Raw genomic sequence first — 16,913 nt, forward strand, 5'->3', positions numbered from 1 at the left:
CCGGGTGCGTCTCGTCATCGCCCGCTGCTCCGTCGACTACGCCGGACGCCTGTCGGCCCACCTGCCGCTCGCGACCCGTCTGCTCATGCTCAAGGCGGACGGCTCGCTGCTCGTCCACTCGGACGGCGGCAGCTACAAGCCGCTCAACTGGATGAGCCCGCCGTGCTCGATCGAGATCGGCGAGCCGGACGAGGAGCAGGCCACCGCCGGCATCACCCAGGTGTGGACGGTGACGCAGAAGAAGACGCAGGACAAGCTGATCGTCAGCCTGTACGAGGTCCTCGCGGACGAGTCGCACGACCTGGGCGTCGACCCCGGGCTCGTGAAGGACGGGGTCGAGGCGCACCTGCAGCAGCTCCTCGCGGAGCAGATCGAACTGCTCGGCGACGGCCACACGCTCGTCCGCCGCGAGTACATGACCGCGATCGGACCGGTGGACATCCTGGCCCGTGACGACGCGGGCGCGAGCGTGGCCGTCGAGATGAAGCGCAACGCGAACATCGACGCGGTCGAGCAGCTCACCCGGTACCTCGAGCTCCTGAACCGCGACCCGCTGCTGCGGCCGGTGCAGGGCGTCCTGGCGGCGCAGACGGTGGCACCGCAGGCGCGCACCCTCGCCGAGGACCGCGGGATCCGCGTCCTCGTGCTCGACTACGACGCGATGCGCGGCATCGAGGGCGGGCACACGCGCCTGTTCTGAGCGGAGCGACCGGGCGCCGCGGCCCACGTCCGTCATCGGGACGGCTCGCGCCCGTCGTCGGGACGGCTCCCGTCCGTCGTCGGTGCGGGCACCGGCCTGGAGGCACGGGTCGCCCCCGACACGCCGACTAGGCTGGGCAGGACATGACGCGCCCCTTCACCGCCATCCTGTTCGACCTCGACGGCACCATCAGCGACTCCGCTCCGGGGATCCTCGAGAGCATGACGCACACCTTCCGCACGGTCGGCGTGCCCGTCCCGGACCACGAGACGCTCATGTCGTTCGTCGGCCCGCCGATCATGGACACCTTCAAGACGGCGATGGGGATGGACGAGGCGCAGGCGGAGCACACGCTCGCCGTCTACCGCGAGCACTACCTGTCGCACGGGGCGCTCGACTCGGCGATGTTCCCCGGCATCGATGTCGTGCTGCGGACCCTGCACCAGGCCGGACTGCCGATCTCGACGGCCACGAGCAAGCCCGAGACCCCGGCGACGTACATCCTCGAGCACTACGGGCTCACCGGGGACATCGACGTCATCACGGGCGCGAGCGACGACGAGGTCCGGAGCGCCAAGGCCGACGTCGTCGCCGAGGCCCTCCGCCGCCTGGACGCCCGCGGCTTCGACGTGAGCCGGCCCGTCCTCGTCGGCGACCGCCTGCACGACGTCGAGGGTGCCGCGGCGAACGGCGTCCCCGTGGTCTTCGCCGAGTGGGGCTACGGCTCCCCGGCCGAGGCCACGGGCACCGTCGCACAGGCCGCCACCCCGCTCGACCTGCTGCCGATCCTGCTGCCGGACGCCGCGTGACGACCGCGGCCCGTCGGGGGCTCCGCGGCGCGGCCTGGGTGCTGCCCGCCGCGATCGTGCTGATCGCGCTGAACTTCCGCGGGCCGATCGTCGCCCCCGCGCCGGTGATCGGCGACGTCCGGGTCGACCTCGGGCTGACCGCGACGGTCGCCGGCCTGCTCACGACCATCCCCGTCCTGTGCTTCTCGCTCGCGACGCCGTTCGCCAGCTGGGTGATCGCCAAGGCCGACCCCGAGCGCGCGGTGTCCCTGTCGCTCGTCATCGTCCTCGCGGGCACGGTGCTCCGCTCGGTGCCCTCGGCGACGGCGCTGCTCGTCGGCACGGCGGTGATCGGCATCGGCATCACGATCGGCAACGTCGTCGTGCCCGTCGTCATCCGGCGGGACACCTCCCCGGAGCGCGTCGGCCTGGTCACGGGCGTGTACACGTCGGCGCTCAACGTCGGGTCGATGATCACGTCGCTCGGCACCGCACCGATCGCCGCCGCCTGGGGCTGGCCGGTCGCGATCGCGGTGTGGGCCGTGTTCGCCGTGGTCGCCGCCGCGGGGTGGACGTACGCCGTCGGCACCCGCGCGGCCTGGCTCCGACCGGAACGCACCGAGCCGGTCCCCGCGACCGGACCCGTCGAGCTGCTCACCGAGACGGGGTCGATCCGCACGGTGTCGACGGGCGGCGCTCCGACCGTCCGACCCGCTCGACGGCTGATCACCTGGGGGCTGACGCTCGCCTTCGGTGGACAGGCGTTCTCGTACTACGCGCTGACCGCGTGGATCCCGACGCTCCTGCACGACGAGATCGGGTTCTCGGCGGAGTCGTCCGGCGCGAGCTCGTCGGTGTTCCAGATCCTCGCGGTCGTCGGGGCGCTCGGGGTCCCGGTGCTCGCGACGCGCTGGCGGCCGCGGGCGATCGTCGCCCTCGTCGGCACGTTGTGGCTCGCGATGCCGCTCGGGCTGCTGTTCGCGCCGCAGCTCTGGCTGCTCTGGTCGGTCCTCGGCGGGGCGGCGCAGGGCGGCGGCATCACCGTGATCTTCATCATCATCGTGCGCATCGTCACGAGCGACGACGACGCCCGCCGGATGTCCGCGTTCGTGCAGGGCGGCGGCTACCTGATCGGCTCGGCCGGGCCGCTCGTCGCCGGGAGCCTGCACGGCGCGACCGGGGACTGGACGGCGCCGCTGCTGGTCGTGCTGGTGGCGGTGCTGACCCTCGGGGTGATCGGCACCCTCGCCGCCCGTCGCGTGACCTGACCCGCGCCGGACGGGACCCGTCGCGCCGGACGCACCACGAGCCTCCCGGCCGTCCGCGCGTCAGCGCGCCTCGAGCACCTCGCGCAGCGTCATCGGCCGGCGGCCGGTGACCCGCTCGACGTCCCCGGAGACCGGCGCGAGCACACCCTCCGCGATCGCCGTGTACGTGCTCACCCACGCGTCCGCCTGCCACGGCTCCGGCTGCCACTTCGCCCGCGACGCGTACGCCTCGTCCAGGGTCTCCTCGTGGTAGCTGACCGGGCGTCCGCGGACCTCGGAGACGATCGCCGCGGCCTCGGCCAGGGTGATCGCGACCGGCCCGGTCAGGTCGTAGGTGCGGTCGAGGTGCGCCGACGGGTGCAGCAGCACCTCGGTCGCGACGCGGGCGACGTCCGCGCGCGCCACCGCCGCCATCGCACCGTCGCCGGCCGGACCGCGGATCACGCCGTCCTCGCCGACCAGGTCCTCGACGAAGTCCAGGTAGAACGAGTCGCGCAGGAACGTGTGCGCCATCGAGGTCGCGCGGATCGCCTGCTCCGTGGCCCAGTGGTCGCGGCCCAGGGTGAAGGTCGCGTCGGCCGCGGCACCGGCGAACGAGGTGTACACGATGTGCTGCACGCCCGCCGTCGCGGCCGCGCCGACGAAGGCGCGGTGCTGGGCGAGCCGGTCCTCGGCCTCGGCGCCGGACACCATGAGCAGCAGGTCGACGCCCTCGAGGGCCCGGCGCGACGCGTCGACGTCCGCGAAGGACGCGACGGCGACCTCGGCGCCGGGCAGCTCCGGTGCGCGCGACGGGTCGCGGACGAGCATCCGGAACGGCGTGCCCGCCGCGGCGAGCGCGCGGGCGACCGCGCCCCCGATGTTGCCGGTGGCCCCGGTGATGGCGATGGTCATGGTCGCTCCCGTCGTGTCGGTGGTCGTGGGTGCCGGACTCAGGTCCGCACCGTCCTGGAGGCGCGTGGCAGCGTCGCCGCGACCCTCGCGGCGTTCACGCCGTCGACCTCGAGCGCCCAGGCGCGGGCTGCCGCGCGGTCGCGTCCGTGCCGCACGTGTCGTCCGACGAGGCGGTCGACGCGGACGTCGTCGTCGACGACGACCGCCCAGGTCTCGGTGAGCAGGGTCCGCAGCGCGGTCCACGGTGCCTGGTCGTCGAGCAGGTAGTTGCCCTCGGTGACGACGAGCCGGGTGGCGCGCGGGACGGCGATACTGCCGGCGACGGGCTCGTCGACGCGACGGTCGAAGTCCGGTGCCCAGACGACGTCCTCCTCCGCGGCGACGAGTCGGCGGACCAGGGCGACGTAGCCGTGCGCGTCGAAGGTGTCGATCGCGCCCTTGCGGTCGTGTCGGCCGAGGGCGTCGAGCGCGGCGTTCGCCAGGTGGAAGCCGTCCATCGGCACCTGCACGGCCGTGCCGGGGCCGTGTGCGGCGTCGACGGCCGAGACGACCCGGCGGGCGAGCGTCGACTTGCCGGCTCCGGGGGCGCCGACGATCCCGAGGACGACCCGGCCGGGTGCGGTGGCGAGCGTCACGGCGTGGTCGACGGCGGCGTCGGGGTTCGTCACCTGGTCATCATCGCAGCCGGGCGTCGCCTCGATCCGTGCTCGCGACGCGCGGTCAGTCACGGTCGCCGAACAGGCCCATGCCGTGCTTCGTCAGCACGTCGTAGGCGTCGCCGAAGGTCTCGGGCACGGGCGCGTCCGGCTCGTAGCGGGCGAGGAGCAGTCCGAGCAGCCCCTTCGCCGGCGCCGTGATCGGCCGGTCACGCTCGGCGCCGCGGGGACGACGACGGCGGGCGGCGGCCTCCGGGTTGGTGGGCACGTAGGGCGGGGTGACCTCGGGCCAGAGCTGCGGCTGCCGGGGCACCGTGCGGTTCAGGACGTTGTGAATCCCCTCGGCCTCGGCGTCCCGGTGGGTGAGTGGCTCGAGACCGTGCTGCTGACAAAGGGTGTGCGCGATCGACCCGTGGTGCATCGTGGCGTTCACGATGGTGCCGGGGTCGGTGTACGCCGAGACCACGAAGGTCGGGACCCGGCCGCCGAGCCGGTCGAACCCGAAGCCCATCTCCCCCGGCTCGGGATCGCCGGACGGCGGTGTGGCGGTGGGCGGCGGGACGTGGTCGTAGATGCCGCCGTGCTCGTCGAAGGTCACCACGAGCGCCGTGTTCACCGCGTTCGACCCGGTCGTCGAGCGAGCGTCCCGGATCGCGCCGTAGACCTCGGCGAGCAGGGCCTCGGCGGCGCGGACGTCGCTCATCGCACTGTCGAACGTCGCGCCGTCCGGTTCCGCGACGACCTTCGGACGCGAGACCGGCGGGTGCATGTCGTTGTGGTCGAACATCATCCGCGGCTCGACGAAGGCGTAGTCGGGCAGTGTGCCGTTCGCCGCGTCCTCGTGGAACTGCGCCATGCTCCGGAAGTTGGTCTTCCAGTACCGCTCGATCGACGGGGCGTGCAGGAAGCCGGTGAGCGAGACGACCTGGTCGGCGTCGAAGTACACGCGCCAGCGCTTGCCCGCGTCCTCGAGCCGGGTGAACAGCGTCGGGACGTCCGGGGCGTCGAGCCACTTCGCGGGGCCGTCGGGCTGTCCGTTCGTGACGAAGCCGTGCGAGGTGCTCGCGTGGAGGAACGAGCGGTTGCAGAAGGTCTGCGACGGGACGGCGCAGAACCAGTGGTCGTAGACGGCGAAGGACTTCGCCAGGGTCGAGAACACCGGGAGCATCGCGGGCGAGAAGCCGCCCATCACGCGCTCGTACTCGTCGCGGGTCGGCTCGACACCGCGCTCGAGCCGGTAGTTCACGACGTAGTCGCGGACGAAGCCGGACATGGTCGGGCGGCTCGTGTCCGCCGGGGCGTTGTACGGGGCCGCGTAGCCGTTCCGTCCGGGGTCGGCGTTGCCGGGCGGGTCGACCGTGCCGAACCACTGCGTGTTGACGTGCGGGTAGAACTCCCCCGGATCGGGGTCCGGCTGGCTCATCACGACGTCGGTGCTGCCCTCGTAGACGTGCGCGGGGACGACCGTGCCGTCCGGGGCGGTGTTCTCGTGGGTCCCCCGCTGCAGTCCGGCGAACGACTGGCCGGGTCGGAGCTCGGCGTCGGTGTACAGCCGCCCGAGCACGTGGTCGAAGCTCCGGTTCTCGAACATGAGCACGACGACGTGGTCGAACCCGGGCTCGGCGCGCTCGGGGAGCGGGGCGAACCCGTAGCGCTCGGCGTCGGTGCCCCGGGCGGCTGCCACGCCGGCACCGACCGCACCCGCACCGACGGCGGCACCCGCGGCGCCGATGCCCGCGCGGCGGAGGAACGCCCGGCGGCTCGTGCGGGCGTCGTCCGGGTCGTCGCGGTTCCCTGCGGCCATGCGACGTTCCTACCACCGGAGCGTGCGCGTCCGCGATGCGCGGCGGTGGTCGCGGTGGTTGCCTGGGCGCATGGTCGATGCGACGACGGCGTTCAGCGGGTTCTCGGTGCGGGACGTGCCCGAGGCCCGGGCGTTCTACGAGGGCGTGCTCGGCGTCCCGGTCAGCGAGGAGCACGGGATGCTCACGCTCCACCTCGGCGACGGGCACGGCGTGCTCGTCTACCCGAAGGGGCCTGCCCACGAGCCGGCGTCCTTCACGGTCCTGAACTTCCCGGTGCCCGACGTCGACGCCGCGGTCGACGAGCTCGCGGCGGCCGGGGTCCGGTTCCTGCAGTACGACGGGGTGACGGACGAGCGCGGGGTGAACCGGCAGGGCGGGCCGCTCATCGCGTGGTTCACCGACCCGTCGGGGAACGTGCTGAGCGTCATCGAGCAGTGACGCGGTCCCACCGCTCGCGGACCAGGCCGGGCGGCAGGACGGCATCGACCTCGTCGTGCAGGGTGGTGATCGCGGCGAGGTGGTCGGGCAGCAGCAGGTCCCACGGCACCGGGGCGACGTCGAGCAGCGCCGGCAGCGTGTGGTCGCGTCCCGGCGCTCCCCACTGCTCAGCAAGTGCGTGCACGAGGACGTCCCGCTCGAGCCGGACCGCGCCGAGCCGATCGAGCAGAACGGATCGGGCGGAGTCGTCGGTGGCGTCCCGGAGCTGCCCGAGGATCGCCCGCTCGTCCCAGAGCCGGGCGGACAGGTCGGTGGCTGCGCCGCTCACGTCCGCTCCCCTCGGTCGCCGTGCCCGAACGCTACCGGAGCAGTGCTCCGGCCCACCCGAGCGCGATCGGGACGACCAGGCCGTGCCGCCGGTGCGGGAGGTCGGCGATCGGGACCCAGGCTGCCTCGTCCGTCGTGCCGTCGGTCTCGTTGCGGAGCTCCCCACCCGTGATCGTCGCCCGGAAGACGACCTGCACGGCCTTCATGGGTCGCCCGGTGTCGTGGAACCGACGCTCCTTCGGCACGATGTGGTGCCGGATCCCGAGCAGGGCGCCGCACTCGGCGTGGTAGCCGGTCTCCTCGTGGATCTCGCGGACGACGGCCTGCTCGACGGTCTCGTCGAACTCGACACCGCCACCGGGGAGCGTCCACGTCCCGGCCTCGGGCACCCGGAGCCGGGCGAGGAGCACGCGGTCGCCGTCAGTGACCACGCCGTAGGCGGCGAGCCGGGTGTCGTAGTCGGTGTACTCCATCTGCCGACTGTGCCACCGACCCCGGACAGCCGGAGCGGGACGCGCCGCCGCATCGCCCGCGGGGACGGTCCGTCGTGGCCGCCCGGCCAGCGCACCACCGTCGGCCGACCACGCAGGGTGCGGGATGACTCAGGATCAGCCGCGAAGCCGCCGCAGACCGGGCGTCCGGTGCCCTCGGGGACACCTCGGGTCGCTACGGTGCCGGTGACCCCGCCGATCCCGCGGTCCGCCGTGTCGGCGCCGCGTGGAGCCTCCCGACCCACCGGACGACCCGATGACGACCCTCCCGCTGCTCTCCGCGCACCTGCTGCTGCCCCTGTACGCCGTCACGGTGCTCGTCGCCCTCGGGGTGGTCCTCCTGCTGCGGCGGTCCTGGCGACCGTTCGCGATCGCCCTCGTCGCCGGGGCACTGGCCGGGGCGCTGCTGTCGTGGTTGTTCGGCGACGTCCTCGACGTGCTCGGGATCGCGCCGACGTGGGTCGACCGGATCTGGACCGGGGTGGTCTGCGCGCTCGTCGGGGTCGCCGTCGTCGGGCTCGTCCGCGCCGGGACCCGGGCGCGCGGTCGGCTCGTCGTCCGGGTGCTCGCCGTGGTGCTCGTGCCGCTCGCGGTCCTGTCCGGCGCGCTCGCGATCAACCGCGACGCCGGACTGTTCCCGACGGTCGCGGACGCCCTGGGCGAGTCGCACGTGCCGCCGCTCCGACTGCCCGACGACCCCGCGCCGCGGTCGGGGACGATCGACGCCACCGACTGGCACGCCCCGGCCGACCTGCCGGAGCACGGCCGCTACGGATCGGTCCGCATCCCCGGGGACGTCTCGCACTTCCGGGCCCGCCCGGCAGTCGTGTACCTGCCCCCGGCCGCGCTCGTCGACCACGCCCCGGAGCTGCCGGTCGTCGTGATGCTGTCCGGGCAGGGCCCCGGTGCGGCTCCCGCGAACATCATCGAGGCCGGCCGGATGGTCGAGCGGCTCGACCGGATCGCGGCTCGGCACCACGGGCTGGCCCCGATCGTCGTCATGCCCGACCAGCTCGAGGCGGCGTCGAACAACCCGATGTGCCTCGACGGCCCTCTCGGCAACAGCGCGACCTACCTGACCCAGGACGTGCCGGAGTGGGTCAGGGCGAACCTGCACGCGTCGACCCGCGCGTCGGACTGGGCGATCGCGGGCTTCTCGCAGGGCGGCACCTGTGCGCTCCAGCTCGGGGCGACCTTCCCCGACCGGTTCGGCTCGTGGATCGACGTCTCCGGGCAGCGCGGGCCGACGCTCGGCGACGAAGGTGACACCATCAAGCGGGGTTTCAAGGGTGACCGAGCGGCGTACGAGGCCGCGCAGCCGCTCCGGATCCTGGCCGGCCGGGCGCCCTACACCGCGTCCGCCGCCTTCATCGCGGCGGGGGCGGACGACAGCCGGTACGGACCGATCGTGCCGGTCGTCGCGCAGGCCGCACGGGCCGCCGGGGTCGCCGTGACCCAGCGCCTGGTCGAGGACGGCGGGCACGACTGGCACACCGCGGGGACCGCCCTGGCCGAGGGCGTCGAGTGGTTCATGCGGCGGACCCACCTGGCCCGCTGATGCCGTTCACCGTCAGCCACGCGGTCGTCGCCCTGGCCGCCCGGCGCCTGCCGGTCCCGGTCGCCGCGGTCGCCGTCGGGTCGATGGCACCCGACGCCGTGCTCTTCGCGCCGGTCCTCCCGCCGTACGAGGCCGCGCACTCCTGGTGGGGCATCCCGACGATCGACCTCGCGGTGTCCCTCGTGGTGCTCGCCACGTGGTGGTTCCTGGTCCGTCCGGCCTGGGCGCCGGTCGTGCCGGGCGTGCGCGACCGCGTGCCCCGCGCCTGGTGGTCGCGCCCGACGCTCGACGTCCGCACGGTGCTGGTCGTCGTGCTCGCGTGCGTCGCCGGCAGCGTGACCCACGTGGTGTGGGACGGCTTCACGCACGGACACGGCTTCGTCGTCCAGACGTGGCCGGCGCTCCGCGAGACGTCGATCGGCGGGTACTGGCTGCCGTTCTTCCTGCAGGACGCGTCGAGCGTGCTCGGACTCGCCGCCCTGCTCGTGGCCGCGGCGGTCTGGTGGCGGCGGACCGCTGCGGTGCCGACGGCCGTGCCCAGCCGGGCGGAACGGGTGGTGGTCATCGTGGTCGCGGCGGCGGTACTTGCGGCAACGGCGGCCCAGGCGTGGAAGGTCCTGCTGCAGGGCGGCGGTGTCGGGGACGTCGTCGTCGCACTGTCGTTCCGCGTGCCCGTCTTCGTCGCGCTCGGACTCGTGTTCGGCGCCGTCGTCCTGCTCGTGGTCCGTCACCGCGTCGGGCCGCACACCGGACGCGGTGCCCTTGGCGACCGGACGGCACCCTGACCGCTCCCCGATCGCTCCCCCGGACTGGGGAGCGGGCGAGCCGTCGGGTGCGTGCCAGCATGGCGTGTGCCCGAGCAGACCCACCCCGTCCCGATCGTCCACGCACCGACCGTCGGACCCGTCACGGCGCGGCTCGTGTTCGGGGCCGGGACGTGTGACGAACCCGTGTTGCTCGCCGGAGTCGCACACCTCGTCGAGCACCTGGTCGTCCGTGCCGCGCTCCCGATCGCCGCGCCGCACAACGCCGTCACCCAGGACCGGATCACCGTGTTCGAGGTCGTGACGACCACCACGGAGGAGGCCCTGGACCTGGTGCGTGGTCTCGCCGCTGCCGTCCGGGCCGTGCTCGACGTGTCGGAGGAGACCGTCGAGCGCGAGCGCCGGATCGTCGCCCGCGAGGACCCCCTCCGCGCCGACGAGATGGTCCCGTCCGTGCACACCGCGCGTTTCGGTCCCGCCGGGCCGGGGCGATCGGGTGCCGGTGCCGCTCCCGTCGCGGGGATCACGCCTGCCGAGGTCCGGCGCTGGGTGGAGCACCACCTCGTCGCCGGGAACGCCATCGTGTCGGTCGCCGGCGGAGCCGTGCCGCCCGCCACCGTCGACCTCGCGCTGCCGCCCGGACCGCCGGCCGCACCGCTGCAGCCGTGGACGGGCCCGATGCGGACGGGTGCCCTCGTGGAGTCCCCGCTCGGTGGCATCGCAGCGTCGGTCGTCGTCCCGGCCCGCGTCGCGCCGCTGCTCGAGGCCGTCCTCGAGCACGAGGTGTTCGACGCGCTCCGGATGGAGGCCGGCCTCGCGTACGCGATCGACTCCCACTCGGTCGCGCTCGACGGCGAGCGCTCCGTGGTCGTCGTCACCGCGGACCCGGTCGAGGCGGACACCGAGGCGGCGGCGACTGTCGTCGTCGAGACCCTCCGACGCCTGGCGGCGAGCGGGCCGAGCACGTCGACGACCGCGCGCATCGACGCGGCCCGCGCGGTCAACGCGACCGATGCGGCGTTCCGCGCGGACCTCCGGGTCTCGGCCGAGGTGCTCATGCGGCTCCGCGGCCTGCCGACTCTTCAGCAGGTGGACGGTCCGGTCACCCCGGCCGAGCTCAGCAACCTCCGGAGCGCCCTCGCGGACGCCCTCGGGACCCTCGTCGTGTGCGTCGACCAGGACGCCGACACGGACTTCGCGGCCCTGGCGGAGCGACACGGCCTGGAGCACATCGACGCTTCGCCGGGTGTGCCGGTGCCCGAGCGGGTGTGGTTCCCCCCGCGTCCGGGTGCTGGTCGGAGCGTCCACCGCACCGCGCTCCTGCCCGCGTTCGCCGACGCGCACCTCGAGGTCGACGGCACCCGGGTCACGCTGCGACCACGGGGACTGCCCGCGCGGATGGTCGACCTCGCCGAGGCCTCGGTCGTGGGCCGACGCGGTGACCTCGGCGTGACGGTGGTCGACGGCGCGGGCAACACCCTGCACCTCCGTGCGGACGAGTGGTGGCGCGGCCGTCGCATGGTCGACGCCGTCGTGCGGGCGACACCACCGCACCTGCTCCGGGCCTTCTCGGCCTGACGCCAGCAGGACCGACACCCGCAGGCCCGACACCAGCAGGCCCGACGCCCGCACCGACGCCGCGACCGCGCTCACGCCGCGACGTCGACCGCCCACCCCGCCCGCATCCGCGCGACCGCCCGGTCCCACCCGCCGAGCAGGTCAGCGTCCTCGCGCAGCATCGCCTGCAGCTGCAGCCCCTCGTAGAGCGCCACGAGCTGTTCCGCAGCGTGTCTCGGGGACGCACCACGAGCCTCCCGGCCGGCGACCACGTCGCGCACCAGCGCGAGCGTGACGTCCTCGAACGACCGCGTGTACTGCGTCCGGAACCACCCCGACGCCGGATGGCGGGGCCCGGAGGCGGCGCTCAGCAGCGCGATCCGGAGTCGCACGAGTCCTGGCTCGCGCTGCCCGGCCTCGAGCCGGGCGCGCAGGTAGGCGACGGCGCCCTCCTGCTCGGCGACGGGCCAGAGCGCCCGTTCGGTGGCCGCGGCCCAGCGATCCACGACCGCGACGACGAGCAGGTCCCAGGTGGGGAAGGCCCGGTGCACCTCGGCGACGTCGACGCCGGCGTGGCGGGCGACCTCGTCAGGACCGACGGCGTGGAAGTCGTTCGTGCGGAAGGCCTCGACCGCGGCCGTGACGATGCGGGCGCGGAGGTCAGCGGTCATGCGTCGATCCTGCCCACGGTCGGCCCGGGACGCGACCGCCCGTTCGGGGGCGGACCGAGCGGCCAGCACCGAGCGGCTCCGCCTACCCCCGGTCGAACGCGATCGTCACGTCGTCGGCCGCCGTCACCCGCCCGCTCCGCGCGAACTCCGCCCACACCGCACGGAGCGCCCGACCGCGACGGTCGACCTCCGGCCAGTCCCGCTCCGGCACGAACCGGCTCCCGGCCCAGGCCTCGCGTCCGCCGAGCAGCATCGGCACGTCGCTCATGTGCACCGCCCCGGTCGGCGCCGCCGTGGCCCCGCGGAGCAGTCGGTACGCGACGGCGTTCCCACCGGCGGCCCGGTGTCGCGCCGCGAACCGGCGGACGTCCCGGCCGTAGACGACCTCGGACAGCGGTCGGACGACGAGCCATCGCAGCAGCGACCGCGCGGGCCGCCACCGTGCGAGCGTCCGGACGCCGGGGATCATCGGCACGTACATGCCGGTCTCGTCGGTCCCGGAGCCGATGAGCACGTCGACCTCTGGGGCGACCGCCCGCCACGCCCGGTCCGTGTCGCGCTCGGCGGGCAGCGGCGCGTAGCCGTACTGCGTCCCGAACGGCATCGCTCCGGCCAGGCCGAAGACCCCGCCGGCCCGTTCACCGCGGACCTGTCGGTCGAGCACTTCGTCGAGGGGCGTGTCCGGCCCGACGGTCCCGACGGCCCGGAGCACCGCCCGGGTCATGCGCGCGCGACCCCGGGACAGCCCGAGCGGGGCGCTCTGCACGATCGCCCGGCGGAACAGCCCGCGTGCGCCCTCGCTGATCATCAGGTGCGCTGTCGCGTCGCCACCGGCGGACTGCCCGAACACCGTCACGGCGTCCGGGTCGCCGCCGAAGGCGGCGATGTTCTCGTGCACCCAGCGCAGGGCGGCGACCAGGTCGAGCAGCCCGAGGTTCGCGGGGACGGTCTCGCCGTCGCCGAGGAACCCGAGGACGCCGAGCCGGTAGGTCACCGTCACCACGACGACGCGCTGTTCGGTCACCAGGTCCCGGGGGTCGTGGATGGGCAGGTCGCCACCGCCGATCACGTAGGACCCGCCGTGGATCCAGACCATCACGGGGAGTCGCTCGTCGGGTCGGACGTCGCTCGGCACCGTGACGCTCAGCCGCTGGCAGTGCTCGTCCACCTGCAGGTCCATCGGCGGCAGCAGCTGGTCGACGGCCGGCGAGCTCCGCTGCGGTGCGACGGGCGCGGGCGTGGTCGCCGGGTACGGCTCGGTGGTCGCCGGGACCGGCTCCGGCGGCGCGAAGCGCTCGGCCCGCGCGTAGGGGATCCCGAGCGCACGGGTCACGTCGCCGTCGACGACGGCGGTGAGCGGTCCGGCAGGGGGGTCGAAGGAGCGTGTTGCGGGAGACGGCACCGGCTCACGCTACCGACGTGACCGGGGGACGCAACGGGAGGCACGGTGCCNGCTGGCACCGTGCCTCCCGTCCGCGGAGTGGTCGCGTGTCGCGACGGGCGCTACCGGACCCGCTTGATCGGGATGACCACGAGCGCACCCAGCAGGGCGACCGCTCCGGCGGCCCAGCACATGAGCGTGTAGTTGTCGGCGTGCGTGCTGCCGATGGACAGGAAGAACAGCGAGAGCGCGGGGGCGAGCGACTGCGGCAGCGCGTTCGCGATGTTGATCACGCCGAGGTCCTTGCCGGGGCGGTCCGCGTTCGGCAGGACGTCCACGACCAGGGCCGTGTCGATGGCCGAGTAGATCCCGTACGCGAAGCCCATGACGACCTCGGCGACGTAGAAGCCGGTGACGGTCTCGGCGTGCGCGAGCACGACCAGCCCGACCGCGAACAGCGCCGTCGACCCGCCGACGAACACCTTGCGGCGACCGAGCCGGTCCGAGGCCCAACCGGAGAGCGCCGCGCTGACGAGCAGGGCGACCGTGTAGAGCAGCACGCCGAAGGCGACGGCCTCCGTCGCGGCCTTCGCGTCCGCGATGCCCAGGTGCTCCTGCATGTAGAGCAGCCGGTAGGTCGTGAACATGAACGTCGCGAGGATGATGAGGAACCGCGACCACCACGCGAACGCGAAGTCCGGGTTCTTGATCGGGTTCGTCCAGAACGACGACACCAGGTTGAGCCAGGTGAACTTCTTGAGCGGGTACGTCGGCAGGTCGTCCCGCGCGACGAACGCGTAGACGAGGACGAGGAAGATCGCCAGGATGCCGGGCGCGATGAACAGCACCGGCAGGTTCGCGACGAAGAACACCGAGAGGTAGGTGCCGGCGAGCACGGCGGTGTTCTGGGCGAGCGCGATGATGCTCGACGACCGGCCGCGCTGCACCTGCGGGACGTTGTCCGCGAAGCTCGCGAGGAGCGTGGCGAGCGTCGCGTTCGCGGCGATCTGCGCGAGCAGCCAGCCGAGCGTCAGGTTGAGGACGTCGGGCGCGTAGGCGATCCAGACGAGGGCGACCGCGAAGAGGACCACACCACCGACGAGCCACGGCCGACGGCGGCCCCAGCGCGTGCGGGTGCGGTCGGACAGGGCACCGGCGAGCGGGTTCATGAGGAGCGCGCCGAACGCACCGATCGGCAGGACGGAACCGATCACGGTGGCGGCGTCCTCGCCCACCAGGGCCTGCGCCTTGAGCTGCATGCTGACGTAGACCGGGGCCATGAGCGCCACGAAGAGGCCGAACTGCCCGAGGAACAGGGCGATCTGGTAGCCGATCCCCACCCGCACGGTGCTGACCGGTTGGGTGATGCCCTCGTCCAGGTCCAACAGGGCCGGACCGCCGGGTTCGGGTGTGCTCATGACGCCTCCTTGAGTCGATGCAAAAACCTTGTCGTGCAAGGTTTTACCTCGACGAGCATACAACGACACGTGTCGGCTTGTCGCCCCGTGCCGAGGAAAACTACACAGCGGGTGGTTTTTGGGGTAGCGTCGGGATCGGTCTCGCCGGGGAGCATCGCTCCTCGACGGGCTGCGACACCCGATGCCGCGACACCCAGACAGGATCGAAGGAGCCCTCTGCCATGCCCACCACCTCTGTGCAGCTCTACTCGCTGCGCGACGCAATCGCCGAAGACCTCGACAAGGCCATCGCCCGGGTGCGCGAGATCGGTTACGAGAACGTCGAGCCGTACGCGTTCGTCGAGCGTGCCGCGGACCTCGAGAAGGCCTTCGCCGCCACGGGCCTCAAGGCCCCGTCCGGTCACGTCGCCGTGATCGACGCCGAGGACACCGCCCCGATCTGGGACGCCGCCGAGCGCCTCGGCATCCAGACCGTCATCGACCCGTTCATCCCGACCGACCGCTGGCAGACCGCCGACGACGTCGCGAGGATCGCCGAGCGCGTCAACGTCCTGACCGCCGAGGCCGCGTCGCGTGGCCTGCGGTTCGGCTACCACAACCACCAGTGGGAGTTCACGAACAAGGTCGACGGCAAGAGCGTCTACGAGCACTTCGTGTCGCAGCTCGCGCCGGAGACCGTGCTCGAGGTCGACACCTTCTGGGCGACCGTCGGCGGCGCGGACGCCCCGGCCGTGCTCCGCTCGCTCGGGGACCGCGTCGTCGCGATCCACGTCAAGGACGGCAAGGTCGACGGTGACATCCTCACCGCGCTGCCGTCGTCGGAGAGCGCCCTCGTCGTGCCCGAGGCCCTGCAGCGCGCCTTCGAGAACCAGACCCCCGCCGGCCAGGGTGACGTCGACGTCGTGGGCATCCTCGCCGCCGCGCCGCAGGCGATCCGCGTCGTCGAGTTCGACGCCTACTCCGGCGACGTCTTCCAGGGCATCACCGAGTCGCTCGAGTGGCTGAAGGCGAACGACACCGCCGGGAGCGCCGCGTGAGCCGCGTCGGGATCGGCATCATCGGTGCCGGCAACATCTCGACCCAGTACCTCGAGAACCTGACGCAGTTCGCCGACGTCGAGGTCCGCTTCGTCGCCGACGTGCTGCTCGACCGCGCCGCCGCCCAGGCGGAGGCCTACGGCGTCGCCGCGTCGGGCACCGTCGAGGAGCTCCTGGCACGCGACGACGTCTCGATCGTGATCAACCTGACGATCCCGGCGGCGCACGCCGAGGTCGACCAGCAGATCATCGACGCCGGCAAGCACGTCTGGAGCGAGAAGCCGATCGCGACCGACCACGACTCGGCCGCCGCGGTCCTGGCATCGGCGAAGGCGAAGGGGCTGCGCGTCGCGACGGCGCCGGACACCGTGCTCGGCGCCGGCATCCAGACGGCGCTCCGGGCCATCGCCCGCGGCGACATCGGCGAGCCGCTCACCGCGACGACGCTGTTCCACGTGCCGGGACCCGAGGCGTGGCACCCGAACCCGGACTTCCTGTTCGCGAAGGGCGCCGGCCCGCTGTTCGACATGGGCCCGTACTACGTCACCACGCTCGTGCACGCCTTCGGCGCCGCGTCGCGCGTGCAGGCCGTGTCGTCGAAGTCGCTCGACCGCCGCACCATCGCGTCCGGTGACCGTGCCGGCGAGACGTTCCCGGTCGAGGTCCCCACGCACCACGCCGCGCTCATCGAGTTCGCCGGCGGGCAGTCCGCCCAGTCGACGTTCTCGTTCCAGCACGCGCTCCCCCGCATGGGCTTCGTCGAGATCAACGGCACGCTCGGCACCATCTCGCTCCCCGACCCGAACACGTTCGAGGGCTCGTCGCAGCTCTGGCGCTACGGGCAGGAGGAGCCGGAGACGCTCGAGGCCGTCGGCTCGACCTGGGGCCGGGGCACCGGCGTCGTCGAGCTCGCCCGCGCGATCGCCGAGGACCGCCCCGAGCGTGCCTCGGGCGAGGTCGCGCTGCACGTGCTCGACGTGCTGCTCGGCATCCGCGACGCCGCCGAGTCCGGGTCCGCCGTCACGATCGAGTCGTCCGTCGAGCGGGTCGCTCCGCTGCCCGAGGACTTCGACCCCGCCGCCGCGGTCCTCACCGCCTCGGTGGACGCCTAGGCACCACCCACACCACCACGACGGCCGGTCCCCTGTCGGGACCGGCCG

17 protein-coding genes are annotated in these 16,913 nt (G+C 73.4%); 9 read left to right on the forward strand and 8 right to left on the reverse strand.

The features are described from left to right. Window positions 1-4: 4 nt before the first annotated feature. The 3 genes from nucS to HUN59_RS18715 all read left to right on the forward strand — a co-directional run bounded on the left by nucS (window position 5) and on the right by HUN59_RS18715 (window position 2,756). Window positions 5-700, forward strand: a complete 696-nt coding sequence (gene nucS, locus HUN59_RS18705; protein ID WP_174779240.1) for an endonuclease NucS — start codon at window positions 5-7, stop codon at window positions 698-700. 143 nt (window positions 701-843) lie between these two features. Further along, on the forward strand, window positions 844-1,509 hold the full coding sequence (locus HUN59_RS18710; RefSeq protein ID WP_174779241.1) for an HAD hydrolase-like protein: 666 nt from the start codon (window positions 844-846) through the stop codon (window positions 1,507-1,509). Beyond that, a complete protein-coding gene (locus HUN59_RS18715; protein ID WP_174779242.1) occupies window positions 1,506-2,756 on the forward strand; it encodes an MFS transporter in 1,251 nt (416 codons plus the stop codon). The genes HUN59_RS18710 and HUN59_RS18715 overlap by 4 nt, the downstream gene beginning before the upstream one ends. Window positions 2,757-2,816: 60 nt before the next feature. Here HUN59_RS18715 and HUN59_RS18720 read toward each other — a convergent pair whose 3' ends face one another. From HUN59_RS18720 to HUN59_RS18730, 3 genes are read right to left on the reverse strand one after another with little or no spacing between them, the layout of a single operon-like run. Next, window positions 2,817-3,650: an SDR family oxidoreductase gene (locus tag HUN59_RS18720; RefSeq protein ID WP_174779243.1), complete on the reverse strand. Its 834-nt coding sequence runs from the start codon at window positions 3,648-3,650 to the stop codon at window positions 2,817-2,819. A gap of 38 nt (window positions 3,651-3,688) precedes the next feature. After that, window positions 3,689-4,318, reverse strand: coding sequence for a nucleoside/nucleotide kinase family protein (locus HUN59_RS18725; RefSeq protein ID WP_174779244.1), 630 nt, complete (start codon window positions 4,316-4,318; stop codon window positions 3,689-3,691). A gap of 52 nt (window positions 4,319-4,370) precedes the next feature. Beyond that, entirely contained in the window at window positions 4,371-6,110 is a 1,740-nt protein-coding gene (locus HUN59_RS18730) for an alkaline phosphatase family protein (RefSeq protein ID WP_174779245.1), read from the reverse strand. A 70-nt stretch (window positions 6,111-6,180) separates the two neighbouring features. Between HUN59_RS18730 and HUN59_RS18735 the strand changes: the two genes are divergently transcribed. Beyond that, the gene (locus HUN59_RS18735) at window positions 6,181-6,549 is read left to right on the forward strand and encodes a VOC family protein (RefSeq protein WP_058741566.1); all 369 of its coding nucleotides are present in this window, start codon (window positions 6,181-6,183) and stop codon (window positions 6,547-6,549) included. On the opposite strand, the gene HUN59_RS18740 is transcribed toward HUN59_RS18735, so the two are convergent. Together HUN59_RS18740 and HUN59_RS18745 are read right to left on the reverse strand one after the other, a co-directional pair. Next, the gene (locus tag HUN59_RS18740) at window positions 6,536-6,877 is read right to left on the reverse strand and encodes a hypothetical protein (RefSeq protein ID WP_174779246.1); all 342 of its coding nucleotides are present in this window, start codon (window positions 6,875-6,877) and stop codon (window positions 6,536-6,538) included. The genes HUN59_RS18735 and HUN59_RS18740 overlap by 14 nt on opposite strands. Before the next feature lie 31 nt (window positions 6,878-6,908). Beyond that, window positions 6,909-7,349 (reverse strand): NUDIX hydrolase, encoded by a 441-nt coding sequence (locus tag HUN59_RS18745; protein WP_114851263.1) that lies wholly within the window; start codon window positions 7,347-7,349, stop codon window positions 6,909-6,911. 274 nt (window positions 7,350-7,623) lie between these two features. Between HUN59_RS18745 and HUN59_RS18750 the strand changes: the two genes are divergently transcribed. The 3 genes from HUN59_RS18750 to HUN59_RS18760 all read left to right on the forward strand — a co-directional run bounded on the left by HUN59_RS18750 (window position 7,624) and on the right by HUN59_RS18760 (window position 11,267). Then, window positions 7,624-8,925 carry an alpha/beta hydrolase gene (locus tag HUN59_RS18750; RefSeq protein WP_174779247.1) on the forward strand — a complete coding sequence of 434 codons (1,302 nt, stop codon included), beginning with the start codon at window positions 7,624-7,626 and terminating at the stop codon, window positions 8,923-8,925. Then, window positions 8,925-9,710, forward strand: a complete 786-nt coding sequence (locus HUN59_RS18755; RefSeq protein WP_174779248.1) for a DUF4184 family protein — start codon at window positions 8,925-8,927, stop codon at window positions 9,708-9,710. The genes HUN59_RS18750 and HUN59_RS18755 overlap by 1 nt, the downstream gene beginning before the upstream one ends. A gap of 66 nt (window positions 9,711-9,776) precedes the next feature. After that, window positions 9,777-11,267 carry an insulinase family protein gene (locus HUN59_RS18760; RefSeq protein WP_174779249.1) on the forward strand — a complete coding sequence of 497 codons (1,491 nt, stop codon included), beginning with the start codon at window positions 9,777-9,779 and terminating at the stop codon, window positions 11,265-11,267. A 71-nt stretch (window positions 11,268-11,338) separates the two neighbouring features. Here the strand turns inward: HUN59_RS18760 and HUN59_RS18765 are convergent, their stop codons facing one another. The 3 genes from HUN59_RS18765 to HUN59_RS18775 form a co-directional block, all read right to left on the reverse strand. After that, the gene (locus HUN59_RS18765) at window positions 11,339-11,917 is read right to left on the reverse strand and encodes a TetR/AcrR family transcriptional regulator (RefSeq protein ID WP_144803594.1); all 579 of its coding nucleotides are present in this window, start codon (window positions 11,915-11,917) and stop codon (window positions 11,339-11,341) included. 82 nt (window positions 11,918-11,999) lie between these two features. Then, entirely contained in the window at window positions 12,000-13,319 is a 1,320-nt protein-coding gene (locus tag HUN59_RS18770) for a carboxylesterase family protein (RefSeq protein ID WP_174779250.1), read from the reverse strand. A 101-nt stretch (window positions 13,320-13,420) separates the two neighbouring features. Next, the gene (locus tag HUN59_RS18775) at window positions 13,421-14,716 is read right to left on the reverse strand and encodes an MFS transporter (RefSeq protein WP_174779251.1); all 1,296 of its coding nucleotides are present in this window, start codon (window positions 14,714-14,716) and stop codon (window positions 13,421-13,423) included. A 221-nt stretch (window positions 14,717-14,937) separates the two neighbouring features. Between HUN59_RS18775 and HUN59_RS18780 the strand changes: the two genes are divergently transcribed. Together HUN59_RS18780 and HUN59_RS18785 are read left to right on the forward strand one after the other, a co-directional pair. Continuing rightward, the gene (locus HUN59_RS18780; protein ID WP_174779252.1) at window positions 14,938-15,753 is read left to right on the forward strand and encodes a sugar phosphate isomerase/epimerase family protein; all 816 of its coding nucleotides are present in this window, start codon (window positions 14,938-14,940) and stop codon (window positions 15,751-15,753) included. After that, window positions 15,750-16,865, forward strand: a complete 1,116-nt coding sequence (locus HUN59_RS18785; RefSeq protein WP_058741071.1) for a Gfo/Idh/MocA family protein — start codon at window positions 15,750-15,752, stop codon at window positions 16,863-16,865. Before HUN59_RS18780 ends, HUN59_RS18785 begins: the two co-directional genes overlap by 4 nt. Window positions 16,866-16,913 lie beyond the last annotated feature (48 nt).

This window comes from Curtobacterium sp. Csp2 (genome assembly GCF_013347165.1).

Bases quoted from the DNA above. Each gene is read 5' to 3' on its own strand.
- HUN59_RS18775 (WP_174779251.1), bottom strand. From the start codon at position 14,716: ATGAGCACACCCGAACCCGGCGGTCCGGCCCTGTTGGACCTGGACGAG.
- HUN59_RS18735 (WP_058741566.1), top strand. From the start codon at position 6,181: ATGGTCGATGCGACGACGGCGTTCAGCGGGTTCTCGGTGCGGGACGTG.
- HUN59_RS18750 (WP_174779247.1), top strand. From the start codon at position 7,624: ATGACGACCCTCCCGCTGCTCTCCGCGCACCTGCTGCTGCCCCTGTAC.
- HUN59_RS18720 (WP_174779243.1), bottom strand. From the start codon at position 3,650: ATGACCATCGCCATCACCGGGGCCACCGGCAACATCGGGGGCGCGGTC.
- HUN59_RS18780 (WP_174779252.1), top strand. From the start codon at position 14,938: ATGCCCACCACCTCTGTGCAGCTCTACTCGCTGCGCGACGCAATCGCC.
- HUN59_RS18730 (WP_174779245.1), bottom strand. From the start codon at position 6,110: ATGGCCGCAGGGAACCGCGACGACCCGGACGACGCCCGCACGAGCCGC.
- HUN59_RS18745 (WP_114851263.1), bottom strand. From the start codon at position 7,349: ATGGAGTACACCGACTACGACACCCGGCTCGCCGCCTACGGCGTGGTC.
- HUN59_RS18765 (WP_144803594.1), bottom strand. From the start codon at position 11,917: ATGACCGCTGACCTCCGCGCCCGCATCGTCACGGCCGCGGTCGAGGCC.
- HUN59_RS18755 (WP_174779248.1), top strand. From the start codon at position 8,925: ATGCCGTTCACCGTCAGCCACGCGGTCGTCGCCCTGGCCGCCCGGCGC.
- HUN59_RS18710 (WP_174779241.1), top strand. From the start codon at position 844: ATGACGCGCCCCTTCACCGCCATCCTGTTCGACCTCGACGGCACCATC.